Raw genomic sequence first — 25,292 nt, forward strand, 5'->3', positions numbered from 1 at the left:
TGCCGGGGCGGGCCGGTCAGTCGTGGTCGTAGACCGTGACGGCCACGCCCCGGTCGGTCAGCCGGGCGGTGATCAGCGGCTCGATCTCCTCCCACCGCCCGTGCGCCAGGCCGCAGCCGATCCGCGGCATGTGCACCGAGGCGCCGAGGGCGAGGACCGGCTCGGCCAGCTTCGCCAGCGCGGCGTCGATGGCCTTGTAGCGGACCGGGACGGCGGTCGAGCGGCCGACCCGGATGCCGTGCTGGCCGACCATGTTGGCCACCCACACCTGTTCCTGGACCTGGACCAGTTGCAGCGCGCCGAGGCCGAAGTCGTTGCTTGCGCGCTCGCGGTGCCAGCGGCGGTAGGCCGCCTCGGGCTCCGGCCAGCGCCGGGAGAGGGCGAGCACGAACCCCCGTCCCCAGCCGCCCCGGTCGTTGCAGACATGGGCGATCACTTTGGGCCCTTTGGCTTGCGGGCAGGTCGCGTCGCCCCGCCGGTAGTCGATCCGGTTCGCCATGGCGGCAGCGTACGGGCGGAGGCCGACAGGGCGGCGGGGATTTTCGGTGCGGTGGCGGTGGCGGTGGCCGTTATGGCGGTGGCGGTGGCGGTGGTGGCGACGGCCGGGCGGCGCAGCAGCCGGCGGCGGGCCGTCGCGATCAGCAGGGCCAGCAGGCCGGCGGCGGCCGCGATCGCGTAGCCGGCGCCGGGGTGACCACCCTGGGCGGCCAGGCCGCCCAGCGCCGAGCCGGCCGAGATGCCCGTGACGATGCCGGAGACGGCCAGTGCCATCCCCTCGTTGAGCGTGCCGGCGGGCAGCACGTTCTGCAGCAGCGTCATGCCGGTGACCATGGTCGGCGCGGTACCCGTACCGGTCACCAGCAGGGCCAGGGCGAGTGGGGCCAGGCCGCCGCCGAGGACGCCCACGAGGAGCGGCAGCGTCAGCAGGCAGGCCATCGCGGCCAGCCCGCACAGGAACCGGGTGGCGGGCGCCCGGCGGGCCGGCAGCAGCCCGAAGACCAGGCCGGACCCGCAGGACCCGGCCGCCAGCAGCGCCAGCAGCAGGCCGGCCGAGGACTGCCGGCCCCGGGCGGCCGCGCAGGCGAGCGTGGTGATCTCCAGCGAGCCGAAGACGGCGCCGACGGTGAGGAAGACGGCCACCAGGAGCACGGTCGCGGGCGCGCGCAGCGGCGAACGGCCGGTGCTGGTGGTGCGCGTCTCGCCGGTGTTGGCGAGGGGACGGGGTACGGGCGGGGCGAGTGGCGGTTCGGTGCGGCGTTGGGCCGCGAAGAGCAGGGCGCCGACCGTGTTCAGCGCGGTGGCGGCGAGCAGGCCGGCCTCCGGGAAGAGCGAACTGCAGAGCAGCACGCCCAGCACCGGACCCGACATGAACGTGAGCTCGTCCAGCGCCTGTTCCAGGGAGTTGGCGGTGTGCCGGGCAGCCGGGTCCGCGCGGTGCAGGTGGGCCCAGCGGGACCGGGCCATGCCGCCGAGGTTGGGGGCCGCCGAGGCGGCGAAGGCGCAGCCGAGGAGCACCCAGGCCGGCGCGCCGCCGGGGATCAGCACGGCCAGGGCCAGCCGCGGCACGGCGCTGATCAGTGCGGCGGGCACCGTCACCCGGGCCTGCCCGTAACGGTCGACCAGGCGGCCCAGCAGGGGCAGACCGAGGGCCACCCCGACCAGCCCGGCCGCGGAGACGGCGCCGGCCAGCGCGTAGGAGCCGCGGCGGTCGACCGTCGCGGTCAGCAGGCTGACGCCGAGCATGCCGAAGGCGAGCCGGCCGAGCAGTCCGTAGCAGGTGAAGGCGACCGCGCCGGGCACGGCGAGGACGCGGCGGTACGCGGAGAACACGGGACTCCAGGAGGGCCGGGAAGGCCGGAGGCGCCGGCCGGGGCCGGCGGAGGGAGGGGAGGGGCCTTCAGCCTGGCCGGTGGGGCACCGGGAGGTCCAACACCTGTTTCCGCGCACTGACGCATCCGTGTTGTCGATCCGCGGCTGCTTGTCTAGCCTGCCGGACATGCCCGTCGACCTGCACCCCCGCCTGCTGCGCGGCTTCGTCGCGACCGCCGAGATGCTGCACTTCGGCCGGGCGGCCGCCTCGCTGCACATCGCGCAGCAGGCGTTGAGCCGGGACATCCGCACGCTGGAACAGTTGCTCGGGCGCCGGCTGCTCACCCGCACCACGCGCCGGGTGGCGCTCACCGCGGCGGGCGAGCAACTGCTGCCGCAGGCCAGGAGGCTGCTCGCGCTGCAGGAGGAGATCCTCGCGCCGCCGCCCGGCCGCCCGGTGCTGGTGGACCTGAACAGCGCGGTCAGCGGGGAGGACCTGACCGGGGAACGGATCCTGGCGGCGGCCCGGGCGGCCGCTCCGGAGCTGGAGCTGCTGGCCCGCTATCACGGTGGACTCGCCGCCGCTGCCAGGGAGTTGATCGCCGGGCGACTGGATGTCTCGTTCGGCTGGTTCGCCGGACTGCCGGCCGCGGTGCGCGAGCGGCTGGACCAACGACCGGTCCGGCTGGAGCGGTTGGCGCTGATGCTGCCGACCGGGCACCCGCTCGCCGGTCGCGGAGCCGTCCGGCTGGCCGAGCTGGCGGACCACCCGGTGGACATCTGCGCCGGGAACCCGGCCACCACGGAGTGGACCGCCTTCGGCGAAAGGCTGGTGGCGGCCCACGGGCTGACGGCCGCGGCGGCACTCGCCCCACCGGTCGGGGTGGAGGAGACGGCCCGCTACCTGACCCGGCACGGCGTTCCGATGCTGACCACACTGGGTGGCCCGGAGCTCCCGGGGGTGGTCACCCGGGCACTGGTGGATCCGGTGCCGCTGACCCTGGTCAGCCTGGTCTGCCGGGCCGGCCCCGGCGGGGTGGCCGGGGTGGGGGACCCCGGCGCCCCGGACCGGTCGGGGATCGCGCTGCTGTACCGGGAGGCCGTCGAACTCGGCAGCCGGGAGGGCTGGTTGACCCCTCCGTCCGGCGCCTGGCTGACGGCGGAGGACCGGCTGCTGCTCGCCCCGCGCAGCGCGGCGGGCGCCGCCTGACCGGCGGACCGGCGGACCGGCGGACCGAGAGGTTCTAACGGTCGGCGGTCAGCCGGCCGGCCGTGCCCCAGCTGTCGGTGGGTACCTCGTGGATCCAGACCTGCACGCTCTCCGCCGGGATCTGGTAGGCGTCCACGAAGGCGTCGGTGATCCGGGCGACCAGTTCGCGCTTGAGCTCGACGGTGCGGGGGCCCTGCTGCACGGTGACGACGGGCATGATCTGCTCCTCAACTCGCGGCCCGCACCGGTTGGTCCGGTGCGTCCTGCCGACCGGACCAGTTGATCGCATCCGGCGCCCGCCACCCAGGCCCGATTCGCTCCGGCAGCGATCACGGATCCTGATCGTGGCCGGTGGGAGCGGGTCGGCAGGCGCCGACCAGGAGGGTGAGCAGCGGCTCGAGCCTGCGCGGGAGCGGGCCGGACCGGACCGCCAGCGCGGTCGGCAGCGCCAGGCCGGGGGAGGCGAACGGGACGAAGGCGACCCGCGGGATCCGCATGATCCGGGCGTTCGCGGCGTACACGACGGTCCACATCGGGGTGCCGGAGCCGATCGTGGCCAGGGTGTCCTGCAGCGAGCTGCTGGGCGGGCCCGGAACCGGTTCGAAGCCCGCCTGCCGGCAGCCGGTCAGTACCAGGTCCACCAGGGCGGGGTGGTTGCGTCGTTCGGTCAGTCGCAACGGGAGTCGGGCGAGGTCGGCGAGCCGGAGTGCGGGCTGCTCCGCCAGTGGGTGCCCGGACGGTACGGCGGCCACCAACTCCTCGTGCCAGAGCGGAAGATATCGGATCTCGGTGGAGTCCGGCGGCATGGCCCCGCGCAGGAAGGCGGCTTCCAGGCGGCCGTCCGCGAGCCGGGCGAGCCGTTCGCGGGTCGGCAGGGCGGTCAACTCCACCTGGACGTCCGGGGCGTGCGCGGCGAAGGCGTCCAGAATGCGGTCCAGCCGCTCGCCGAGACCGTTCATCGTGCCGAGTCGGAAGGCACCGAGCCGGCCGGCCGCCAGGTCGGCGGCCACCGCCCGGGCGGCGTCCTCGGCGCCCAGCACCGCGCGGGCCGCGGGCAGGAACGCCTCACCGGCCGGGGTGAGTTGCACCAGGCGAGGGGTGCGGTCGAACAGCTCGACCTTCAACTCCCGTTCCAGGCGCCGGATCTGCTGGCTGACGGCGGGCTGGCCGATCAGCAGTCGTTCGGCGGCCCGGCCGAAGTGCAGTTCCTCGGCCACCGTCACGAAGTAGCGCAGCTGCCGCAGCTCCACCGCCGTCCCCCCTGCTCCCGCTCCTGTCCCCGATGCCGCCCCGGCTGTGGCCCGGTGCGGCCGGCCGCCCGTCCGCGGGCCCCCGGTCATCCTGCCGTACGGGCAGGTCCGGGGGCCGTGCGCAGGTGCGGGGCGGGACCGGTCGGGCCCGGGATGGTTCGGGCCCGGGCTGGTCGGGCGGTCCCGGGGTGTCGGGCAGGGGGCTCAGGAGCGGACGGCGGAGATGTCGAAGCTGAGCTTGACCTTCTCGCCGATCAGCACGCCACCGGTCTCCAGCGCCGCGTTGTAGGTCAGGCCGAAGTCCGTGCGGTCGACGGTCGCGCTGCCCTCGAAGCCGAGCCGCTGGATGCCGTACGGGTCGGTGGCGGAGCCGGTGAAGTCCAGCGTGAGCACGACCGGGCGAGTGGTGGCCTTGATGGTGAGGTCGCCGGTCAGCCGGTAGGTGTCGGCGTCCACCTGCTCGGCCGCGGTGCTCCGGAAGGTGATCTCCGGGTGGGTCTCGGCCTCGAAGAAGTCGCCGGTGCGCAGGTGGCCGTCGCGCTGCTCGTTCTTGGTGTCGACGCTGGCGACCTGGATCACCAGCTCCGCGCTGGAGGCGGCGGGGTTGCTCCCGTCGAGGTGCAGCCGGCCGGTGTAGTCGGTGAACTCGCCGCGCACGTTGGTGACCATGGCGTGGCGCACCGCGAAGCCGATCCGGCTGTGCGTGCTGTCGATCGTGTAGTCGCCGGTCAGGTGGGCCAGGTCGGCGCCGGCGGCCGGAGTCGGAGCGTCGATGACGGCGGTGGTGGTGGTGCTGTCGGTGCTCTTGCGGCTGAACAGGCCCATGGCTACTCCTCGGGTCGGAAGCCATTTGTTTAGGCTTCAACTTGATGGGTCCACCGTAACGCGCTTTGGTTCAATGTTCAACCATGTCTCCCTGCTCGTGTCGCCATGGAAGGGCACTGGGATGCTCTGGCTGTGGGGAACATCGAGAACACGAAGGCGCCGGTCGTCGAGAGCGCCGAGAGCACGCAGGTCGCCGCCGACGGTGCCGGGGCGACCGCTGGGGCCGACGCGGCCCGCGCCCTCTACTGGGCCACCTGCTTCCTGGACGTGAACGGCTGGGACCTCTACGCCGGCCGGGTCGACCCGACCGCGGACGCCCCGGACCAAGCGGCCCGGGAGGAGCTGGCCCGGGCCGCCGAACGGGGCATCGATCTCGGTGGCGGCTACGCCGTGCGCTTCAGCCGCGACGGCAGCGAACTGTGGCTGCACCACCCGGGGAGCGCCGCGCCGGCCCGGCTCGGCTTCGACGAACTCGAACAGTGGCACCCGCACGCGCTGCGCTGGAGCGAGGCGGACCGGTTGCTGCGGGCCGCGGCGCTGGCCGACCCCGAACAGCCGTACCCGGGACCGACGTTGGCCCGAATGGGTCGCTTCACCCCGGTCTGCGACGAGCAGGACGCCCTGCTCGCGCTGCCGCTGCTGCGCGCCGCCTTCGACGCGCTGCCCGGTCTGGACGCCTACCAGCGCGCCGTGTACCCCAAGCGCTCGGACTGCCGGGTCGGCGGGGTGCGCTGGTTCCGCCAGGAGGGGAGCGGCCACTGGTACCCCGACGAGGGGTGGGACCACGAGGAGGACGGCCCCTGGGTCAGCGCCTTCGACGGGCACCCCGACTACCAGGACTTCGCCGAGATCGGCCTCTGCTCCACGCGCGACCCGTTCGAGGGGGACTTCCCGTTCGAGGCGCTGGCCGAGGCGGTCCGTCGGGCCGAGCAGCGCTGCGCGCAGGTGGCGGACCGGCCGTGGGCTCGGGTGGCCGGGGTCCGCGCGGCGGCCGAGGCGGTGGCGCGGGCAGCAGTCGCGGCGGTGACGGAGACGGAGACGGCGCAGACCGTCGCCGGGCGGCCGGACGGTGGCGCGGCGGTGTCGTCGGGCGTCGACGAGGGCCTGCGGGCGGCGCTGCGAGGGCTCGCGGTGGCGCTGGAGGAGGCCGACGGGGTCGACCGCGCCGTGCTCGCGGCGGTGGCGGACCGGGCGCAGCCGTTGCGCGGGCTGGTGATGGCCGAGCTGGTGCTGGGGGCCGAGCCCGGGACCCTGCTGCGGGCCGTGGCGGCGCGCGGTGCGCTCCCGGAGCCGATGCTGCACTACTGGATCACGGTCACCGTTCCGGTCGCGCCGGGGCGGGGCGCGGGCGATGGCGATGCGGTCGGGGCCGGACCCGGGGACGCAGTCGCGGTCGATGCCGGTGCGGCTCCCGGGCCCGGCTGGGCGGACGACCTGGCCTGGCGGCTGAACGCCGAGCTGCGGGCCGCGGGGCTCGGCAGCGGCGGCCAGCACCACCGTCTGCTGCACCAGGACGGCTCGGTCGTCGAGAGCATCACGCTCGACATCAGCGGTGACTTCACGGCGGCCTTCGCGCTCGCCCGCGCCGTCCTGCGCGAGGCCGGGGCACCGGCGGGCAGCGTGCTGAGCGGGATCCTGCACGGTGTGGCCCACCGCGTCGAGCTGAGCTGAGGCGGGAGCCGCGCCGCCCGCCGCCCTGCGCGCGGGCGGCGGGCGGCGGGCGGCGGGCCGGCCGGGCTCAGCTCGCGGTGTCGGCTACCAGCTCGAAGGCGGTGCGCCCGTCCAGCGTCTCGCGGACGATGTCGGCGTGTCCCGCGTGGCGGGCGGCCTCCTCGATCAGGTGGGTCAGGATCCAGCGGGCCGTGCGGCGGCTGTTCGGCGGGAACCAGGGGGCGGTGGGCAGCGCGGCGTCCACCTCGAGGTCCGGCAGGCCGTTGATGATCTCCTCGGTCTCGGCCGCGACCTCCTGGTACGTCTTCAGCCAGCCCTCCAGGGTCTCGCCGTCCACCAGCCGGAACTGGTCGGCCCACGCCTCCGGACGGTTGGCCTCGGCCACCTCGCCGCCCATCAGGATGGTGACGATCCAGTGGCGTTCGCAGAGTGCCGCGTGCTTGATCAGGCCGGCCAGCGAGAGGACGCCCGCGGTGGGGGTGGCGTTGGCCTGTTCCTCCGTCAGGCCGTGCACCGAGCGGTGCAGCGCGCCGCGCTGGGCGTCGAGGAAGGCCAGCAGTCCGTCACGCTCGTCGGTCTCGGCGCGAACCAGGGTGGGCATAACGGCCGCCTTTCGTCAGGGACGGGGAACCGGTTCCCGGTTGCCCGCTTCGTTGGATCGACCGTATCGAGCATTGAGGACAGCTTCGGTCCGCAAAGCGTCGCGGCTTCTGTTGTCGCAGGTCGTGGCTAGGCTGCAAGGGAATCCGCACGGGCCGATGCCGGAGCACGTGCTCGCAGCCCAGGAGGTCGGGGACCGATGTTCGCCGTGCACGGCCACTGGCAGCCGGCCGGTCGGCTCGCGCTCTGGGCCGAGGACGCCCGCGGGCTCGGCCTGGCCCGCACGCCGGTGCCGTACGGTGAGCCGGCGCAGGAGGCCGGCGCTCTGCGGGAGGCCCCCGGGCGGGCGGCCCGCCCGCACCCGTACGCCTGCCCGGCCGGGCTGCTGGCCGCGCTGCTGGGCGGGATCGGCCCCGGACTGGAGTGGCTGGCCGGGCAGGCCCCGGAGCGCTGGATCACGCTGGCCCTGCCCTCGGCGGGCGGCTCGCCGTCGCCCTCACCGGAACTGCTCGGCAGCCGGGCCCCCAGTGGCGTCTCGCTGCGCGACTGGCGGCTGCCGGCGCTCTTCTTCGAGCCGGCGCAGGCGGCCCAACTGCTCGGCGAGCTCTTCGACCCGCGCTGGTCGATGACCAGTTCCGAGCTGCCCGGCACCGGCCGGGTGGACGTCGCCTACGGTGCCTCGCTGCGCTGGCTGACCGGGGTGCACGACCTGGCCTGGCGGCTGGTCGGGCGCGGCCGGGTGCTGCCCGCGCTGGTGCGCGACGGCGCGGTGGCCCGCGCCCGCTGGGAGCCGGTGCTCGGTGCGGCCGACCGGCGCGAGGCGGCCGCCCTGGCCGGGGGCTGCCCGCCGGTGGCGCGGGCCGGACGCCCGGCCGACGAACTGCTCGCGCAGGTGCTGGACGTGCTGACCGACCCGGCGGTGCGGGCCGCGCTGGCCGAGCCGCTGGGGCCGGTGCGGCTGCCGCCGCCACTCGAGCCGCGCCCCGGTGCGGCGGCCGGTGCGGAGGGGGACGCGGCGGCCGAGGTCGGTGCGTGCGAGGCGTCCTCGGCGGCGGTGGAGCAGGCCCTCGCGCGGCTGACCGAGAGCTGGTTCACCGCGCTCGCCTCGGCGGACGGCCGGATCGCCACCGCGACGGCCGGCGCCGAGGCGGCCCTCGATGCCGCGGCGCTGGACCGGCTGGGCGCCGGGCTGGCCGCCTGGTACGCCTCCGAGCCAGCGGTGGCCTCCGCCGTCCGGCTCTGCTTCCGGCTGGTCGAGCCGCTGGGGCCGGACCCGGCGGATCCCGAGGGGGGCTCGTCCGACGACCACTGGCGGGTCGACTTCCTGCTCCAGGCCGTGGACGAGCCGTCGCTCCTGGTCCCCGCCGCCGATCTCTGGGACGGGGGCGCGGCGCTCGCCGCCTTCGAGCGCAAGGTCGACGACCCGCAGGCCGCCTTCCTCGCCGAACTGGACCGGGCCGCCCGCTGCCGGGCCGAACTGCGGCCGGCGCTGCGCCGCTCCCGCCCGCAGTCCCTGCTGCTGGACCGGGCCGGCGCACTCGACTTCCTGCGCGCGGCGGCGCCCGTGCTGGCCGCCGCCGGGTACGGCGTGCTGCTGCCCACCTGGTGGCAGCGCCGGCCGTCGCTGACGATGGCGCTCGCCGTCCGGGCGGCCGCGCCCGGGGTGGTGGAGAGCCCGGCCCGGATCGACCGGGACGACGTGGTGGCCTTCCACTGGCAGGTCGCGCTGGACGGACAGCCGCTCACCGCCGAGCAGTTGGCCGATCTGGCCGCGGCCAAGCAGGGCCTGGTCCGGGTGCGGGGGCAGTGGATCGAGGTGGACTCACGACAGATCGGGGCCGCCGTCGACTTCCTGGACCGGGCCGGTAGCGGCCGGACCGCGCCGGCCCGGCTGCTGCGGGTGGCCCTGGACCCGGGGGCCCTGGTGGGCGGGCTGCCGGTCGGCGCCATCACCGCCGGTGGTGTCCTCGCGGACCTGCTCGCCGCCCCCGCCGGAGTCGAGGCCACTGGAGCCGAGCCCGCGTCCGAATCCGTGCTGCTGCCGCCCGGGTTCGGCACGGTGCTGCGCCCCTACCAGGAGCGCGGGGTGGCCTGGCTGCGGGCGCTCAGCCGGCTGGGCCTCGGTGCCGTCCTCGCCGACGACATGGGGTTGGGCAAGACCGTGCAGACCCTGGCGCTGCTGGCCGTCGAGCAGGCGGCCGGCCCGCCCGGGCGACACCGGCCGACCCTGCTGGTCTGCCCGATGTCGCTGATCGGCAACTGGCGCCGGGAGGCGGCCAGGTTCGCGCCGATGCTGCGGGTGCACGTCCAGCACGGCGCCGAGCGGCCGACCGGCCGGGAGTGGCAGGACGCCGTCGCCGCCGCCGACCTGGTGATCACCACCTACGGCCTGGTCCAGCGCGAGTCCGAGCAACTGCGCACCGTCGCCTGGCACCGGGTCATCGCCGACGAGGCGCAGACGGTCAAGAACAGCGCCACCGCCCAGTCCCGGGCGCTGCGTTCGATCCGCGCCGAGCACCGGATCGCGTTGACCGGCACGCCCGTGGAGAACCGCCTCACCGAGCTGCACGCCATCCTCGACTTCGCCAACCCCGGACTGCTCGGCTCGGCGGCCGCCTTCAAGGAGCGCTACTCGATCCCCGTGGAGCAGCACGCCAACGCCGAGCGGACGGCCGAACTGCGCCGCCGCACCAGCCCGTTCATCCTGCGGCGGCGCAAGGGGGAGCCCGCGGTGGCGGTCGGGCTGCCCGCCAAGCAGGAGATGACGCTCTGGTGCACTCTGACCCCCGAACAGGCCGGGCTCTACCAGGCGGTGGTGGCCGACCTGCTGCACCGGCTGCGTGGTCTGCGCGGGGTGGAGCGCAAGGGTGCGGTGCTGGCGGCGATCGGTAAGCTCAAGCAGGTGTGCAACCACCCGGCCCAACTGCTGCACGACCGGACGGCGGTGGCCGGGCGCTCGGGGAAGGTGGCCCGGCTGGAGGAGACGCTGGCACAGGCCCTCGCCCAGGGCGACCGCGCGCTCGTCTTCACCCAGTACGCCGAGTTCGGCTCGTTGCTGCACGGCCACCTCGCCCAGCGGCTGGACACCGAGGTGCTCTACCTGCACGGCCGGCTCGGCGCCCGGCGTCGGGACGAGCTGGTCGAGCGGTTCCAACAGTGCGACGGCCCGGGGGTGTTCCTGCTCTCGCTCAAGGCGGGTGGCACCGGGCTCAACCTTGCCGAGGCCAACCAGGTGATCCACCTGGACCGTTGGTGGAACCCGGCCGTCGAGCAGCAGGCCACCGACCGGGCCCACCGGATCGGTCAGCGCCGCGAGGTGCAGGTCCGCCGGTTCGTCTGCGCCGGGACCGTGGAGGAGCGGATCGCGGAGATGATCGAGTCGAAGCGCGCGCTGGCGGAGGCGGTGGTGGGCGGCGGCGAGCGCTGGCTGACCGAGCTCTCGGCCGGTGAGCTGCGCGAACTGCTCACGCTCACCGAGGAGGCGATCGAGGAGTGACGGACCAGCTGGACGACTACTGGGACGGCGACTTCACGCTCCGGCAGGACACCGGGCCGCCCGCCGCCGACGTCGACCCTGCGCCGGGCGTCGACCCCGTCCCCGTACTGCCGATCGAGCGGCTGGCCGCGCCGGAGATCACCGTTCGCGGGCGGAACCTCGCGGTGCTGCTGGCCCCGGTCTACCGTGCGCTGACTTCCTGAGTTGACCCTCGACCAGGTCGAGGCCGCAGAGTCCCCACCGTGGAGAGCGTGATGCGAAGTATCGGCCAGCTGGCCCAGGAGAGCGGCCTGACCGTCAGTGCCCTGCGGTTCTACGACGGTGCGGGTGTCTTCGGCCCGGCCTGGGTGGACCCGCAGACCGGCTACCGCTGGTACGCGCCGGAGCAGCTGGCCGACGCCCGACTGGTCTGCCGGCTGCGCAGGGTGGGCCTGCCGTTGGCGGAGATCCGGCTCGTCCTGACGGCGGCCGGCGATGCCGCAGTCGCCGGCCGGGTGCTGGACGCCCACCTGCGACGCCTGGAGGACGGGCTGGCCGACGCGCGTCGCGAACTCTCCGCCGTCCGAGTCCTGCTCGACCAGAGGGAGCACCTGATGACCAGTAGTACCGATTCCGCCCGGAACGCCGCCCCGACCGCCGTCCGGCTCCGCGTGCACCGCGCCGGACTGGCCGCGGCGCTCGCGGCCGTGCGCTTCGCCGTGAGCGCCGACCCCGCGTTCCCGATGCTCGGCGGCGTGCTGTTCGACCTGCCCGGGGAACTGCTGCGGCTGGTCGCCACCGACCGCCACCGGCTGGCGGTGGCCCAGACCCCGCTGCTGGCCCGGACGGCGGAGGGGACCGCAGTGGTGGCGGGGGACGACCGGCCCGAGCTCGGGTTCCTGGTGCCGACCGCGCTCGCCGACGCGATCGGGGCGCTGGCGGCCGGCGGCGGCGGTGACGCCGACGGTGGCGGTGATGAGCTGCTGACCCTCACGGTCGAGGGCGGCCGCCTGAGCGCCGAGGTCGGTGGCCGGCGGGCCGAAGGCCACTGCCTGGAGCTGGACTTCCCCGACTACCGCCGACTGGTGGAACTGGCGCCCACCCACCGGGTCGAGACCACGGCCGACGCGCTGCGCCGGGCGGTGACCGACGGCGCGACCCGCAGTACCGCGCCGACCACCACCGAGGCCGGGGACGGCTCCGGGCCGGCCGCCGAGGTGACGGTCCTGGCGGTGAGCGACGACGGCGCGCTGCGCGTCCTGGAGCGGGCGGACGAGGTGCTGCCCGACGGCGAGCCCTACCTGCGGGTGGCCGTCAACCGCGAGTTCCTGCTGGAGGCCCTGGACGCGGGGGCCCCGGGCCAGCTCGTCCTCGAACTCGGAGGACCGATCAGCCCGCTGGCGATCCGTCCGGCCGCCCACGAGCAGGGCGCGTTCTCCCTGCTGATGCCCGTCCGGCTGTCCTGACACCCATCGAAGTAGCCCGGGCGGGGTCGGTCACCGGCCGAGCAGCAGGCGACCGACCCGCTGCCTGGCCGGGGCCAGCTCCGCCTCGATCGCGAGCCACTGCGCCGCGTCCACCCGCACCGCCGCGGACCGCTCCGGGCGCTCGGCCCGCATCCGCACCCGCAGATGGCTGGGCGGGTGCTCGGTGTCCACCGCGCTCATCTCCCGCGCGCTGAGCCGGGACCGGCGCTCCCGCTCGGCCGGCGGCACCGATTCCAGGTACTCCCGCAGGCCGGTCCAGAAGGCCTCCACCTGCTCCGGACCGGTCTCCTGGCGGCCGGCCCGGCCACCGCGCTGGGCCGTGGTGCGCTGCTGCTGGATCCGGGCCCGGGCGCTGTCGCCCAGCATCAGCTTGGTGAGCATGCCGCCGGCCGCGGCCGAGGAGGCCACCACGGCGGCCCGCTCGTCCGCCAGGTACTCGGCCTGCTGGCTGCTGCGTTCGGTCAGCCGGGCCAGCACGAACACGAGCAGCCGGACCGGCTGCGCCAGCAGGCCGAGGAGCAGGGCGGCGATCCGGTCGGACGCGGCCGTCCGCGAGCTGCGGACCAGGAAGGCGTCACCCCGCCCCGGCGTCAGCAGGAGGTACCAGGCGACCAGGGTGCGCGAAGCCAGGTCGAGCCAGAGTCCGCGCCGGGCGTCGCCGTTGCGGCCGTGACCCAGCTCGTGACCGAGCAGGGCGAGCCGCTCGTCGGTGGTGAGCGCGGTCCACAGCGGCAGGCCCAGGGTGAGCCGGACCCGTCGGTGCGGGCCGACCGGGCCGTAGCTCGCGTTGTACAGGCCGTTCACCCTGATGCGGTCCGGGCCCCGGGTACCCAGTGCCCGGGCGACCTGGTCCACCACGCCGTGCAGGACCGGTGCCTGTTCCCGGGTCAGCTCCGCCGGGTCGTGCGCGCTCCAGCGGCCGAACCGGGGGCGCAGCAGCCAGGTGACGCCGAGGCCGAGGACCCCGAGCACCCGCAGGCCGGTGGAGCCGGTGAGGACGAGCCGGAGCGAGCCGGCCAGCACCGCCAGGGTGCTCAGGTGGACGAGGGTGGCGAGCAGCATGGCCGCCGCCCAGGCGGCGCTGCGGTGCCGGTCGGACGCGGCCGGTCGGGCGGCGAGGACGGCGTAGAGGCGCTCCACCCGGGCGCGGTCGCGGGATCGGGCGCGTTCACCGCGCCGCGGGGCGCCCGGGGTAGGGGCCGGCGCCAGGTTCCACTCGCAGGCCGGGCACCAGTCGGTGAACCGGGGATCGACGGCGATCGGGGCGGTGCACTGCGGGCAGGCGCGGGTGAGGGCGCTGACGGTCTCCGACATGCGGCCTGATCATGCCGGATCGGTCCCGGGCTGCGGCGGGCGGCCCCGCACCCGGTCCCACCCCCGGCCCGCCCCCGGGGCCTCAGTCCACGGGGACGAGGGTCAGGTAGGCCACGCCCAGGTAGCCGCGGTAGCCGCGGAGCCAGCTGGCGCGGTGGCGGTCGACGCGGTCGCGGGTCTCCTTGGCCAGGGGGTGGTCGGGGTGGGCGGCGAGCCACTCCTCGACGTCGCACTGGTAGCCGGACTCGAAGTCGTCCCACTCCTCGGGGCTCGCGGTCTCGACCCAGGCGGGGCGGAAGCCCGCGGCGATCGCGAGGTCCACGAGGTCGGGCAGGTCGTGGAGCTCGGAGCGGGAGGCGTCCGGCCACATCGCCGACAAGGCGGTGGGCGGGGGCGAGTGTTGCCAGAAGCCCTCGCCGAGGACGACCCGCCCGCCCGGGGTGACCAGGCGCCGCAGTGCCCGCAGGGCGGCGACGGTGTGCTCGGGTGGCCGGGCGTCGCTGAGCGCGTGGCTGGCGCCGAAGCAGAGGACGAGGTCGGCGGGGCCGTGCGTGACCTCCAGGGCGGACCCCTGGACGAAGCGGACGCGCCCGGCCAGCCCGCGGGCCTCAGCGTTGGCGCGGCCGCGGGCGAGGTTGTCCGGTTGGAGGTCGACGCCGACGCCGGTCGCGCCGGGCACCGCCTGCAGGAGTCGGAGCATGAACTCGCCCCAGCCGCAGCCGATGTCGAGCACGGTGGTCGGGGCCGTCATCGTGGCGTCGCCACCGAGTCGGGCGATCATCCTGGCGGCCCGCTCCTCGGAGAGCGGACCGTGGAAGGTGAGCCGGGTCAGCCGCGGCGGGGCAGTGGTGTCATCCATGGGGCAGAACGGTAGGCAGGGCCGCCCCGTCGGCGACACCGGTTTTCCGCGCGGCGGCGGCAGGGTGACGGTGGCCGGGCGCCGGCTGCGGAACTCGCGGGGCCCGCGGTCGGCATTCGTCCGCTCGATCCGCACCACGCCCCCAGGAGGACCTGGCGGTCCAGCCCGCCCTCGGGGGCTTGTGGGCGAGGAAGTAGGCCTGCCGGCCCTGTCGGGGTTCCTCGCTCTCGTCGGGCTCGCGGATCAGCCGGGCGTCCAGGACGAGGCCGGCCTCGCCCAGCAGGTCGGCGACGTGGTCGGGGGACATCCAGTAGATGTCGAGCGACACCGCGTGGCCGTAGGCCCGGTCCCGGTGCCGGCAGCGGTCCCCGGCCTTGAACGCCAGGATCAGGTGGCCGCCGGGGGCCAGCACCCGGTGGCACTGCGCGAAGACGGTCGGCAGCGACTCCGGCGGGGTGTGGACGGTCGAGTACCAGGCCACGGCGCCGCCGAGACTGTCGTCGGCCAGGTCCAGTTCGGTCATCGACCCCACCTCGAACCGAAGGCCCGGGTGCCGTCGACGGGCGAGGGCGACCATCTCGGGCGACAGGTCGATGCCGAACACGTCCACGCCGAGCGCGTGCAGGTGAGCCGTGATGCGGCCGGGACCGCAGCCGAGGTCGGCGACCGGCCCGGCGCCTGGGGTCTGCGTGAGTTCGCTGAAGGCGGCGAGCATCGCGCGGTCCAGCGGTCGGGCGTCCAGTTCGTGGCGCAGGAGCCGCTCGTAGTCGACGGCGACGGTGTCGTAGGCCAACCGGGTGGCATGCAGGGAGGTCGCTTCGGTCATGGCCGATGACCGTAGCCGCGATTCGCCCGCTTCCGCCGACCGGACCGGCGGCGCGGCGCTAGCTGGGCTGCTTGCATTTGCAAGCACGGGTGGGCAGCATGGGGGCATGGCTTCACTGAACGTGGGCTCGCTGGGTGAGTACATCCGTGAGCAGCGGCGCAGCGCGCAGTACTCGTTGCGCCAGTTGGCGGAGGCCGCGGGTGTGTCGAACCCGTATCTCAGCCAGATTGAGCGAGGGCTCCGCAAGCCCAGTGCGGAGATCCTGCAGCAGATCGCCAAGGCACTGCGGATCTCCGCGGAGACGCTGTACGTGCAAGCGGGGATCTTGGAGGAGCGGCCGGCGGGCGGGGTGGACCTGCGGGCCGCGATCCTGGCGGACACCGCGATCAGCGAGCAGCAGAAGCACGCGCTGCTCGCCGTCTACGCGGCCTTCGTCAAGGAGAACGAGGCCGGCCAGGGCTGACGGCCACCGGCCGGACGGTGCGCCGCCGGGGTGACCCGGTGGTGCGCGGTACCAACGCAACGATCGAGAGGACGAGTCGATGCCCAGCACCGATGAGATCAAGAACGAGCTCAAGAACGAGATCATGAAGACGCTGAGCGACCCCACGCCGCTCTACGCGCTCGCGGGCGCCGGGGACCTGGCGTACGAGAAGCTGCGCGAGATGCCCGGGCGGGTCGAGGCGCTGGCCGTGGACCGCAAGGGCGCGCAGGACATGGCGGTGGCGGGGCTGCAGGAGGCGCAGACCAAGCTGCTCAAGGCGCAGGCGCAGGCCCAGGCCGCCGTCGCCGGGACCGTGACCGCGCTGCCGACCGACTTCAAGGCCCTGCAGGAGAAGGCGCAGACCTTCGCCCTGCAGCAGGTCGGCCGGGCCGCGGAGCTCGCCGTGAAGGCCAAGGAGGTCTACGACGAGCTGGCCGAGCGCGGCAAGGTCGTCGTGGAGAAGGGGCGCACCGCCCAGTCCGAGGGCGCGAGCGCCGGTGTCGAGCAGCAGGCGGACGCCGAGGTGGTCGAGGTCGAGGTGCTGGACGTCGAGGTGGTCGAGATCGACGACGCGTCGGCTGGCGAGGCGGACCAGGGGAAGCCGGCGTCCGCGAAGAAGGCGGCCAGGGCCCGGAAGACGCCGACGCAGAAGTGAGGCCGAACGGACCGCGGGGCGCGGCCACGGGCCGGTCACGGCACCTTGGCGGCGCCCGGTTCGTTCACCGGCTGTGGGCACCCGGGGCGTGCCAGGATTGATGGACACGGCCGTGGGAAGTCAAGGTGTGGTGACGGCGGCGACGTTCGAGTGAGGAGACCCGCGTGACCGACAGCTCGTACTTCGACGTCCAGCAGCCGCTCTGGTGGCTGTCCGTAGCGGTCATCGTCTTCAAGGCGGTGGCCTTCGTGGACGCCGCCCTGCGCCGGGAGGACGCGTACCGCGCGGCGGACAAGAAGACCAAGCCGTTCTGGCTGGTGATCCTGGGGCTGGCGCTGGGGCTCGACCTGCTCCTCGGGGCCAACATCATCTACAGCTTCCTGACGCTGGCCGGTCTGGTCGCCGCGATCGTCTACATGGTCGACGTCCGGCCGGCGATCAAGTCGCTGACCGACGGCCAGGGCCGCGGTGGCCGCCGGGACGCCGGTCCGCGCCGGCCCTGGTGATCCGCGGCCGGTGGCAGCTCCACCACTGACCGGTCGCTGACCGGCGGCTGGATGCCCGCCCCTCGTGTCAGGCCCGCTCAGCCCATCAGCTGGGGGGCCTGGTTGCGTTCCAGGAGCAGGACGGCGACATCGTCGGCCAGCGCACCGCCGTTGAGGTCCTCGACCTCCGCGATGGCGCTGTCGACCAGGCGGCCCCGGGTCAGCCCGTTCGCCTGGTGGTCACCGATCAGGCCGACCAGCCCGTCCTGGCCGAGCCGGCGCGAACCGGCGCCGATCCGCCCCTCGATCAGCCCGTCGGTGTAGAGCAGCAGGCTCCACCCGGGCTCCAGCTCCAGGTGGAGGGGCGGCCAGCTGGCGTCGGTGTCGTCGCAGGGCAGCAGGCCCAGCGCCGGGCCGGCGTGCTCGGTCGGCAGGACCAGCGGACGCTCGCCCGACGACAGCAGCAGCGGGGCCGGGTGGCCCGCGAGGTAGAGCTGGGCGTGCTCGACCTCGGGCTGGTCGGACGGCAGCGGCCGCTGCCCGATCCCGGGAGCCGGACGATCGCTCGGCGCCCTGGTGCCCGTGGTGGCCCGCCGGTGCCCGCGCGTTGCGTCGTCCGGGGGCGCGTCGGGGGTGATGACCAGCATGCAGAGCGTCGCGAAGATCTCGTCGCTGCGCCGCTCGTGCTCCAGGACGTGCTGCAGGGTGGTGAGGAGCGTCTGGCCGGTCAGACCGGCGAAGACGAGGGTCCGCCACGCTATCCGCAGGGCGACCCCGAGGGCGGCCTCGTCGGGGCCGTGGCCGCAGACGTCGCCGATAACCACGTGGACCGTGCCGTCGTCGGTACGGACCGCGTCGTAGAAGTCGCCGCCCAGCAGGGCCCTGCGCCGACCGGGACGGTAGCGGCGGGTGAAGGAGAGGTCGGCGCCCTCCAGCAGCGGGGTCGGCAGGAGGTGCCGCTGGAGCCGGGCGTTCTCCTGGCCGCGGAGTTCGGCCTCGACCAGCCGGCGCTGGGACTCGTCGGCCCGCTTGCGCTCGACGGCGTAGCGCAGGGCCCGGGCGAGCAGCGGCCCGTCCGTCTCGTCCTTGGTCAGGAAGTCCTGGGCGCCCGCGGCGACGGCGGCAGCGCCCAACTGGGTGTCCGCGGCGTCGGTGAGGACGACGACCGCCGCGTTCGGCGCGCGGCGCAGCAGGTCGCGCAGCCCGTCGAGCGGGTCGGTGTCGGGGCGCCCGCCGCTGTCGGCACGGCGGCTGGTCGTCGGTGCGGCCAGGTCGAGCAGCACGCAGCTGAAGTCGACCGGGCGGGTGCGTCCGCGGCGGCCCGGGGCCGACGAGGTCCGGGCGAGCTGGGCCGCGGCCTGCTCCAGGCCGGGGGCCCAGTGGAGCTCGATCGGCATGCCGCTCGCGGCCACCAGCTCCTCGATCAGCCGCGCGCCGGAGGCGTCGTTCTCCACCACCAGGAGCTTGAGCGCCGCCGCGGCCCGGTCCGAGGTGTGCTCGGGCGCGCGGTCGGCCGGCGCGGACCGACCGGTCGAGCGCGGCCCGGGCAGCGAGAGCGGCCCCGACGCCGCTGCCGAGCCGCCACCGCGGCGCTGGCCGGCCGGGGCGGCGGTGGAGCCGTGCGCGGGGCTGTGCGCCGGGCTGTGTCCCGTGCCGTGCGCCGTGCGGGCGGTCGGCGGCTTGGCCGGCCGGGTGGGCGCGGGGTCGGCCGGCGCCGTGGTGGCGTGCGGCGCGGCCCGGTCGCCGGAGCGGTGGCGCAGGTCGGGCTCGCCGAGCCCGTCGAGTCCGTCCGGTGTGGCCATGGCATCGAGCGCGAGGCCGTCGAGGCTGTGGAAGGAGTCGAGTTCGTGCAGCTCGTTCATGCCGGTGGTTCCGTGGCTGTCGCCGCCGACGCCTGCCTGAACGGCGGCCGGATCAGGGCAGGGGGTGCCGACTCGCTGGCAGAGGCCAGTCGATGTCGGGGCGCCGGACCGGCCTGCGGTGCCGGTTCCTTGCCCGTCTCCCGTAGCGGGCACGGATGGATCCTCCCTTTCCCTGACGGGGTAACGGCTGCGGTCCGTGCGCAGTGCCCGTATGGCACCGCGCGTCAGGGAACTTCTCGCGACCATAACGTGATCTCCGGGGATTTCCTTGGCTGGTCGGCGTGGATGTGGCTATTGCCACGCTGGTGGCGGGCTCGGTGGCTAGCGTGGGTGGCTCTGGGGCGGGCAAATCGCGCGGCTGACGCGGAGGGTGAAGCGGTGACACAGATCACTTTGGTGCAGGGTGACATCACGCGGCAGCAGGTGGACGTCGTGGTCAATGCGGCCAACTCGTCGCTGCTGGGCGGGGGTGGCGTCGACGGGGCGATCCACCGGGTGGGCGGCCCGGAGATCCTCGATGCGTGTCGTCGGCTGAGGGCCTCGCACTACGGCGGCGGTCTCGCGATCGGCCGGGCGGTGGCCACCACGGCCGGTCGACTGCCCGCCCGGTACGTGGTGCACACGGTGGGGCCGGTGTTCGGGGCGTACCCCTATGAGCGCGGGGCTGAGCTGCTGGCCTCCTGCTATCGGGAGTCGCTCCGGCTGGCGGTCGAGCTGGAGGCCCGGAGCGTCGCGTTTCCGGCGGTGTCGGCCGGAGTGTACGGGTGGCCGATGGCCGACGCGGCGCGGATCGCGCTGTCGACCGTGGCGGCGGAGCTGCGGCAGGGCGGAGGAGGGGCTGGAGAAGAGGGAGCAGGAGAAGGGGAGCGCGGCGTAGGAGAGGAAGGGGAGGGATCGCAGGAGGAGCGGGTGCGGGAGGTGCGGTTCGTTCTGTTCGGCGCGGAGGCGTACGAGACCTTCGCGACGGTGCTGGGCGAGCTGGGACTCGGCCCCGCGGATTCGGCTGTCTGATCGAGTCAAGGAGCGTCATCGTGCACGCCCCCATAGTGGACTGACGGCACGTCAACATGCCAGGGGAATTCGATAACTCGTTCGAGTGAATCGATGCCGGCCGCCCGCCCGGCTCAGGGCGCCAGCACCGCCCAGGGCAGCGTCGCCTCGCCCTGGCGCCAGCGGCCCCGGGCGTCCAGCAGCGGCCAACTGGTGGCGAGCGCGGTGCAGGCGGCCACCCAGCGCTGTCGGGCGCCGAACGCCCCGTACGGCGCGGCGGCGGCCCAGGCCCGGTCGAAGTCGGTGAGGAAGCGGTGCACCGCACGCCCCGGCACGTTGTGGTGGATGAGCGCCTTCGGCAGCCGCTCGGCCAGGTCGGAGGGGCGTTCGAGGCCGGCCAGCCGGGCCGCGAAGGTCACCGTGCGCGGCCCCTCCGGGCCGAGCGCCACCCAGACGTGCCGGCGGCCGACCTCGTCGCAGGTGCCCTCGACCAGCAGGCCGCCGGGGGCCAGCCGGCCGCAGAGCCGTTCCCAGACCGCCTCGACGGCCTCCTCCTCGTACTGCCGCAGCACGTTGGCGGCCCGGATCAGCTGGGCGCGCCCGCCGTCCAGCGGCACCTCGAAGCCGCCGCGTCGGAAGGTCAGCGCGGGCGGCGCGGCGAACGGCAGGGCGGCGGCCACCCGCGCGGGCTCGATCTCGATGCCGACCATCCGCACGTCCGGCCGGACCGCGCGCAGCCGGCCGTACAGCTCCACCGCGGTCCAGGGCGCCGCCCCGTAACCCAGGTCCACGGCCACCGGCGGCCGGTGGCCGGCCCGCAGGGCGTGGCCGAGGGTGTGGACGATCCAGCGGTCCATCCGGCGCAGGCGGTTGGTGTTGGTGGTGCCGCGGGTGACGGTTCCGACTGGCCGCCCTGCGGGAGAAGTCGGCGGCTTCGACGTCCGGCGCGTGGCGGAGGACCCGGCGGGACCGGGGACGGAGGAGACAGCCATCCCCGCAGGGTACGCGGACCGCGGCGCGGGCGGGGCGGTCCCTGGTCGGTGGAGTGCGGGCCGGGTGCGGCGCCGGGGGCGGGGGCAGGGGGGCGGTGCCGGGCGAAAGATCCCCGGCGGTTCGGGAATGCGGGGGACCCCGTCGGGGGTTGTCAGCCTGTTGAACGCATCAGAGCGGTCGGTCGGGCGGACCAGGAAGCAGACCAGGAAGGCATCAGCCGAGTGATCCAGCACCCCGTCTCCACGGTATGGCGCGACCGGCAGTCCCCGCCGGTGCGTGGGCGGCTGCACGCCTTCGCCACCGGCCGCGGCAGGCGGCCGCGGCGGATCGCGATGCTCAGCGTGCACACCTCGCCGCTGCACCAGCCCGGCACCGGCGACGCGGGCGGCATGAACGTCTACATCGTGGAGCTGGCCAAGCGGCTGGCGGGGCTCGGCGTGGAGGTCGAGGTTTTCACCCGGACCACCGCCTCCGACCTGCCGCCGATCGTCGAGCTGGCGCCCGGCGTCCTGGTGCGGCACGTCACGGCCGGCCCGTACGAGGGGCTGGTCAAGGAGGACCTGCCGGCCCAGCTCTGCGCCTTCACGCACGGCGTGCTGCGCACCGAGGCGGGCCACCGGCCCGGCCACTACGACCTGGTGCACTCGCACTACTGGCTCTCCGGCCAGGTCGGCTGGCTGGCCGCCGAGCGCTGGGGCGTGCCGCTGGTGCACACCATGCACACCATGGCGAAGGTGAAGAACGCGGCGCTCGCCCAGGGCGACACCCCCGAGCCCGCGGCGCGGGTGATCGGTGAGACCCAGGTGGTCGAGGCCGCCGACCGGCTGATAGCCAACACCTCGGACGAGGCCGGCGAGCTCTCCTCGCACTACGGCGCCCGGACCGACCAGCTCGCGGTGGTGCACCCGGGCGTCAACCTGGAGGTCTTCCGGCCCGGCGACCAGCGGGCCGCGCGGGCCCGGCTGGGCCTGCCGGAGGGCGCCGCGGTGCTGCTCTTCGCCGGCCGGATACAGCCGCTCAAGGCGCCGGACGTGCTGCTCAAGGCGGTGGCGGTGCTGCTGGAACGGCGGCCCGAGCTGCGCGAGAAGCTGGTCGTGCCGGTCGTCGGCGGCCCCTCCGGGACGGGTCTGGCGGAGCCGAAGAGCCTGCAGAAGCTCGCCGCCCAGCTCGGCATCGGGGACGTGGTGCGGTTCCACCCGCCGGTCGGTCAGAGCGAGCTGGCCCAGTGGTACCGGGCGGCGACGGCGCTGGTGATGCCCTCGTACAGCGAGTCCTTCGGGCTGGTGGCGCTGGAGGCGCAGGCCTGCGGGACGCCGGTGGTCGCGGCGGCGGTCGGCGGGCTGCCGGTGGCCGTCCGGGACGGCGAGACGGGTGCGCTGGTGCGCGGCCACGACCCGGGCGACTGGGCGCGGGCGCTGGAGCCGTACGTGACGCGGCCCGAGCTGGTGGCGCGGCAGGGTGCGGCGGCCGCCCGTCACGCGGCGGGCTTCGGCTGGGGCGCGGCGGCGGCGAGCACCGCCGAGGTGTACGCGGGTGCGCTCGCCCGCCCGGCCGGCCGGCTCGGCGGGGCCCGCCGACGGCTGGTCTGAACGGGCGAGCGGTCCGGGTGGCGGGCCCATCCGGGTACCAGCCGGTAACGTCAGCCCCATGGCAACCCGTACCAAGGACGAGGCCCTCACCCTGCTCGCCGCCGCGCTCGACGAGGCCGGCGTGCCCTGGGAGCCGGCGGCCTCCGACCGGTTCACCCTGGTCGCCACCCTCCCCGGCACGCGCAAGCTCAGCACCACCTGCGCGTTGCGGATCGGCGACCACACCCTGTCCCTGAACGCCTTCGTGATCCGTCGTCCGGACGAGAACCACGAGGCGGTGTTCCGCTGGCTGCTGGAGCGCAACACCCGGCTGTACGGCATGGCCTACGCGCTGGACGCGCTGGGCGACGTCTACCTGACCGGGCGCCTGCCGCTCGACGCGCTCACCGCCGACGCCGTGGACCGGCTGCTCGGCTCGGTGCTGGAGAACGCGGACGAGCCGTTCAACACCCTGCTGGAGCTGGGCTTCGCCTCGGCGATCCGGCGTGAGTGGGAGTGGCGGACCAAGCGCGGCGAGTCGACTCGGAACCTGGAGGCCTTCAGCCACCTGGCCGTTCCACCGGCCCCGTAACCGACCGCCGGGCCGACGGGTGATCCGTCGGCCCGGCGGCTCGGCCCTTCCGGGAGTCAGCAGGTCGAGGCCGTGGCCGGCGAGGTGGCCGGCCGGGCGGCGGCCTCGGCGACGCCCGCCGCCTTGGCCGCGTCGACCCGCCGCCCGAGCACCAGGTAGCCGCCCGCGGCGAGGGTGCCGATGGCCGCGCAGACGCCCCACACGGTGCCCGAGCCGCCGTGGTCGAGCAGGAAGCCGCCGCCGGCCGGGCCCAGGAAGGAGGCGCCCGACCAGGCGAGCGAGTTGACCCCCTGGTAGCGGCCGCGGGCGTGGGTCGGCGACAGTTCGGCCACCAGGCTCATCCCGGTCGGCATCTGCACGATCTCGCCGATCGTCCAGACCGCCACGGTCAGCGCGAAGAAGAGCGCCGAACTGCCGGCGAAGGCGGTCAGCCCGAACCCCCAGCCGGTCACCAGCGAGCCGGTGAGCAGCAGCAGACCCCGGTCGCGGCCCTGGATCAGCCTGGTCACCGGGATCTGCAGGACGACGATCAGCAGCCCGTTCAGGCCGATCACCAGGCCGTACTGGGTGGTGGTCAGGCCGGCCCGGCCCATGGTCACGGCCAGGGTGGTGCTGCCCTGCTGGACGATCAGGGCGAGCAGGAAGGTCAGCCCGACCAGCGCCATGAACCGCCGGTCGCGGAAGACCGTGCCGAGACTCACCGCGGGCGTCCCCACCGTCGCGGCGGCGGGCGCGGTCGGCCGGGTCTCCGGGATCTTCGCGAAGACCACGACGGCGCAGAGCACGGTGGAGAGCGCGTCGGCGATGAAGAGCGTGAGGTACCCGTGGGTCGCCACAAGCCCGGCCACCGCCGCCGAGACCCCGAAACCGATGTTGATGGCCCAGTAGTTCAGCGCGAAGGCCCGGACCCGGTCGGCGGGCGGCACCACGTCCGCGATGATCGCGGAGATCGCGGGCCGGGCCGCGTTGCTGCTCAGACCGGTGAGGAAGGCCACCACGGCGATCATCAGCTGCCCGTCGGCGAAGCCCAGCGCCGCAGTGCTGGCCGCGGTGAGCAACTGGGCGGTCAGCAGCGTGGGGCGCCGGCCGATCCGGTCCGTGAGCACGCCGCCGACCACGGCGGCGATGGCCGAGCCGAGCCCGAAGAGCGAGGCGACCAGGCCCGCGTAGGAGGCCGAGTAGCCGCGGTCGGCCGTCAGGTAGAGCGCCAGGAAGGTCACCACGAAGCCGCCCAGGCGGTTGACCAGGGTGGAGGTCCACAGCCACCAGAACTGGCGCGGCAGCCCGCCGACCGACTCCGCCGCGGCGGCGCGCAGGCGGTCGGGCAGCAGGGAGGTGAGGGCAGCGGGCATCGGGGCTCCCGGGCGGCAGGTGCCCCGCTGCACGGTGCTGGGGGAACCGGACGGCGGGGCAGCAGGTGGCGGCGCAGCACGGAGCGGCCCCGGGGTCACCGGGCGGATCCGCGTGCTGTAAGTGGCACTACTGATAGGCGCACATTACCGGTGTGGGTCGGGGCCCGGCTACCCGTTTCTTTCGCTCCACTAAGCTGTCGGCCATGGCTGACACGACCTACCGACTCATCCTGCTCCGCCACGGCGAGAGCGAGTGGAACCAGAAGAACCTCTTCACCGGCTGGGTCGACGTCGACCTCAACGAGAAGGGCGAGAAGGAGGCCGCGCGCGGCGGCGAGCTGCTCGCCTCCGAGGGCCTCTTCCCCGATGTCCTGCACACCTCCCTGCTGCGCCGGGCCATCCGCACCTCGCAGATCGCCCTGGACAAGGCCGACCGGCACTGGATCCCGGTCAGCCGCAGCTGGCGGCTGAACGAGCGCCACTACGGCGCCCTGCAGGGCAAGGACAAGGCGCAGACCCTGGCCGAGTTCGGCGAGGAGCAGTTCCAGCTCTGGCGCCGCTCGTACGACACCCCGCCGCCGGAGCTCGCCGACGGCAGCGAGTTCTCGCAGGCCGGTGACGCCCGCTACGCCGACATCCCCAGCGAGCTGCGCCCGCGCACCGAGTGCCTCAAGGACGTCGTCGACCGCATGCTGCCGTACTGGTACGACGCGATCGTGCCGGACCTGGCCGCGGGCAAGACCGTGCTGGTCACCGCGCACGGCAACAGCCTGCGCGCGCTGGTGAAGCACCTCGACGGCATCTCCGACGAGGCCATCGCCGGCCTGAACATCCCCACCGGCATCCCGCTGGTCTACGAGCTCGACGCGGACTTCAAGCCGGTCACCGCCGGCGGCCGCTACCTGGACGCCGAGGCCGCCGCGGCGGCGATCGAGGCCGTCAAGAACCAGGGCAAGAAGTAGGCGAAGAAACGATCAGGCCCCTG

At 74.8% G+C, this 25,292-nt stretch carries 24 protein-coding genes; 12 read left to right on the forward strand and 12 right to left on the reverse strand.

What is annotated here, in order from left to right:
- Positions 1-16: 16 nt before the first annotated feature.
- Both ABD323_RS06125 and ABD323_RS06130 read right to left on the reverse strand, forming a co-directional pair.
- Positions 17-499 (reverse strand): macro domain-containing protein, encoded by a 483-nt coding sequence (locus ABD323_RS06125; RefSeq protein ID WP_344440091.1) that lies wholly within the window; start codon positions 497-499, stop codon positions 17-19.
- Complete coding sequence (locus ABD323_RS06130; RefSeq protein WP_344440094.1) at positions 433-1,830, reverse strand: MFS transporter; 1,398 nt, start codon at positions 1,828-1,830, stop codon at positions 433-435. Before ABD323_RS06130 ends, ABD323_RS06125 begins: the two co-directional genes overlap by 67 nt.
- Positions 1,831-1,996: 166 nt before the next feature.
- On the opposite strand from ABD323_RS06130, the gene ABD323_RS06135 reads away from it, so the two are divergent.
- Positions 1,997-3,019 carry a LysR family transcriptional regulator gene (locus ABD323_RS06135; protein WP_344440096.1) on the forward strand — a complete coding sequence of 341 codons (1,023 nt, stop codon included), beginning with the start codon at positions 1,997-1,999 and terminating at the stop codon, positions 3,017-3,019.
- A gap of 34 nt (positions 3,020-3,053) precedes the next feature.
- On the opposite strand, the gene dmpI is transcribed toward ABD323_RS06135, so the two are convergent.
- The 3 genes from dmpI to ABD323_RS06150 all read right to left on the reverse strand — a co-directional run bounded on the left by dmpI (position 3,054) and on the right by ABD323_RS06150 (position 5,094).
- Positions 3,054-3,236, reverse strand: coding sequence for a 4-oxalocrotonate tautomerase DmpI (gene dmpI / locus ABD323_RS06140; RefSeq protein WP_344440098.1), 183 nt, complete (start codon positions 3,234-3,236; stop codon positions 3,054-3,056).
- Between the two features lie 112 nt (positions 3,237-3,348).
- Complete coding sequence (locus ABD323_RS06145; protein ID WP_344440100.1) at positions 3,349-4,269, reverse strand: LysR family transcriptional regulator; 921 nt, start codon at positions 4,267-4,269, stop codon at positions 3,349-3,351.
- 204 nt (positions 4,270-4,473) lie between these two features.
- Positions 4,474-5,094, reverse strand: coding sequence for a YceI family protein (locus ABD323_RS06150; protein ID WP_344440102.1), 621 nt, complete (start codon positions 5,092-5,094; stop codon positions 4,474-4,476).
- 132 nt (positions 5,095-5,226) lie between these two features.
- Here ABD323_RS06150 and ABD323_RS06155 point away from each other — a divergent pair, with 132 nt between their 5' ends.
- A complete protein-coding gene (locus ABD323_RS06155; protein ID WP_344440104.1) occupies positions 5,227-6,765 on the forward strand; it encodes a hypothetical protein in 1,539 nt (512 codons plus the stop codon).
- Positions 6,766-6,832: 67 nt separating this feature from the next.
- On the opposite strand, the gene ABD323_RS06160 is transcribed toward ABD323_RS06155, so the two are convergent.
- Entirely contained in the window at positions 6,833-7,366 is a 534-nt protein-coding gene (locus ABD323_RS06160) for a DinB family protein (protein WP_344440106.1), read from the reverse strand.
- Positions 7,367-7,564: 198 nt separating this feature from the next.
- Here ABD323_RS06160 and ABD323_RS06165 point away from each other — a divergent pair, with 198 nt between their 5' ends.
- From ABD323_RS06165 to ABD323_RS06175, 3 genes are read left to right on the forward strand one after another with little or no spacing between them, the layout of a single operon-like run.
- Positions 7,565-10,861: an SNF2-related protein gene (locus tag ABD323_RS06165; RefSeq protein WP_344440108.1), complete on the forward strand. Its 3,297-nt coding sequence runs from the start codon at positions 7,565-7,567 to the stop codon at positions 10,859-10,861.
- Entirely contained in the window at positions 10,858-11,064 is a 207-nt protein-coding gene (locus ABD323_RS06170; RefSeq protein WP_344440110.1) for a hypothetical protein, read from the forward strand. The genes ABD323_RS06165 and ABD323_RS06170 overlap by 4 nt, the downstream gene beginning before the upstream one ends.
- 51 nt (positions 11,065-11,115) lie before the next feature.
- Positions 11,116-12,306: a DNA polymerase III subunit beta family protein gene (locus ABD323_RS06175; RefSeq protein ID WP_344440112.1), complete on the forward strand. Its 1,191-nt coding sequence runs from the start codon at positions 11,116-11,118 to the stop codon at positions 12,304-12,306.
- A 30-nt stretch (positions 12,307-12,336) separates the two neighbouring features.
- On the opposite strand, the gene ABD323_RS06180 is transcribed toward ABD323_RS06175, so the two are convergent.
- The 3 genes from ABD323_RS06180 to ABD323_RS06190 form a co-directional block, all read right to left on the reverse strand.
- Positions 12,337-13,641, reverse strand: coding sequence for a M48 family metallopeptidase (locus tag ABD323_RS06180; RefSeq protein WP_344440114.1), 1,305 nt, complete (start codon positions 13,639-13,641; stop codon positions 12,337-12,339).
- 82 nt (positions 13,642-13,723) lie between these two features.
- On the reverse strand, positions 13,724-14,500 hold the full coding sequence (locus ABD323_RS06185; RefSeq protein ID WP_344440116.1) for an SAM-dependent methyltransferase: 777 nt from the start codon (positions 14,498-14,500) through the stop codon (positions 13,724-13,726).
- On the reverse strand, positions 14,493-15,326 hold the full coding sequence (locus ABD323_RS06190) for a class I SAM-dependent DNA methyltransferase (protein WP_425555869.1): 834 nt from the start codon (positions 15,324-15,326) through the stop codon (positions 14,493-14,495). The genes ABD323_RS06185 and ABD323_RS06190 overlap by 8 nt, the downstream gene beginning before the upstream one ends.
- A gap of 106 nt (positions 15,327-15,432) precedes the next feature.
- Here ABD323_RS06190 and ABD323_RS06195 point away from each other — a divergent pair, with 106 nt between their 5' ends.
- The 3 genes from ABD323_RS06195 (at position 15,433) to ABD323_RS06205 (ending at position 16,971) form a co-directional block, all read left to right on the forward strand.
- Positions 15,433-15,789, forward strand: coding sequence for a helix-turn-helix domain-containing protein (locus ABD323_RS06195; protein WP_344440118.1), 357 nt, complete (start codon positions 15,433-15,435; stop codon positions 15,787-15,789).
- 79 nt (positions 15,790-15,868) lie between these two features.
- Complete coding sequence (locus ABD323_RS06200; RefSeq protein ID WP_344440120.1) at positions 15,869-16,465, forward strand: hypothetical protein; 597 nt, start codon at positions 15,869-15,871, stop codon at positions 16,463-16,465.
- A gap of 164 nt (positions 16,466-16,629) precedes the next feature.
- Complete coding sequence (locus ABD323_RS06205; RefSeq protein ID WP_344440122.1) at positions 16,630-16,971, forward strand: DUF2516 family protein; 342 nt, start codon at positions 16,630-16,632, stop codon at positions 16,969-16,971.
- A gap of 77 nt (positions 16,972-17,048) precedes the next feature.
- Here ABD323_RS06205 and ABD323_RS06210 read toward each other — a convergent pair whose 3' ends face one another.
- Positions 17,049-18,812: a SpoIIE family protein phosphatase gene (locus ABD323_RS06210; RefSeq protein WP_344440124.1), complete on the reverse strand. Its 1,764-nt coding sequence runs from the start codon at positions 18,810-18,812 to the stop codon at positions 17,049-17,051.
- A 378-nt stretch (positions 18,813-19,190) separates the two neighbouring features.
- Here ABD323_RS06210 and ABD323_RS06215 point away from each other — a divergent pair, with 378 nt between their 5' ends.
- Positions 19,191-19,823, forward strand: a complete 633-nt coding sequence (locus ABD323_RS06215) for an O-acetyl-ADP-ribose deacetylase (RefSeq protein WP_425555870.1) — start codon at positions 19,191-19,193, stop codon at positions 19,821-19,823.
- A 113-nt stretch (positions 19,824-19,936) separates the two neighbouring features.
- On the opposite strand, the gene ABD323_RS06220 is transcribed toward ABD323_RS06215, so the two are convergent.
- The gene (locus ABD323_RS06220; protein WP_344440126.1) at positions 19,937-20,794 is read right to left on the reverse strand and encodes a class I SAM-dependent methyltransferase; all 858 of its coding nucleotides are present in this window, start codon (positions 20,792-20,794) and stop codon (positions 19,937-19,939) included.
- 225 nt (positions 20,795-21,019) lie between these two features.
- Here ABD323_RS06220 and mshA point away from each other — a divergent pair, with 225 nt between their 5' ends.
- Both mshA and ABD323_RS06230 read left to right on the forward strand, forming a co-directional pair.
- Positions 21,020-22,384, forward strand: a complete 1,365-nt coding sequence (gene mshA, locus ABD323_RS06225) for a D-inositol-3-phosphate glycosyltransferase (RefSeq protein ID WP_425555875.1) — start codon at positions 21,020-21,022, stop codon at positions 22,382-22,384.
- A gap of 58 nt (positions 22,385-22,442) precedes the next feature.
- On the forward strand, positions 22,443-22,955 hold the full coding sequence (locus tag ABD323_RS06230) for a type III secretion system chaperone family protein (RefSeq protein ID WP_344440128.1): 513 nt from the start codon (positions 22,443-22,445) through the stop codon (positions 22,953-22,955).
- Between the two features lie 56 nt (positions 22,956-23,011).
- Here ABD323_RS06230 and ABD323_RS06235 read toward each other — a convergent pair whose 3' ends face one another.
- Positions 23,012-24,307, reverse strand: coding sequence for an MDR family MFS transporter (locus ABD323_RS06235; protein ID WP_344440130.1), 1,296 nt, complete (start codon positions 24,305-24,307; stop codon positions 23,012-23,014).
- 203 nt (positions 24,308-24,510) lie between these two features.
- On the opposite strand from ABD323_RS06235, the gene ABD323_RS06240 reads away from it, so the two are divergent.
- Positions 24,511-25,269 (forward strand): phosphoglyceromutase, encoded by a 759-nt coding sequence (locus tag ABD323_RS06240; protein WP_344440132.1) that lies wholly within the window; start codon positions 24,511-24,513, stop codon positions 25,267-25,269.
- Positions 25,270-25,292 lie beyond the last annotated feature (23 nt).

Source organism: Kitasatospora nipponensis (assembly GCF_039528135.1).
In the GTDB taxonomy this organism is placed as follows: domain Bacteria; phylum Actinomycetota; class Actinomycetes; order Streptomycetales; family Streptomycetaceae; genus Kitasatospora; species Kitasatospora nipponensis.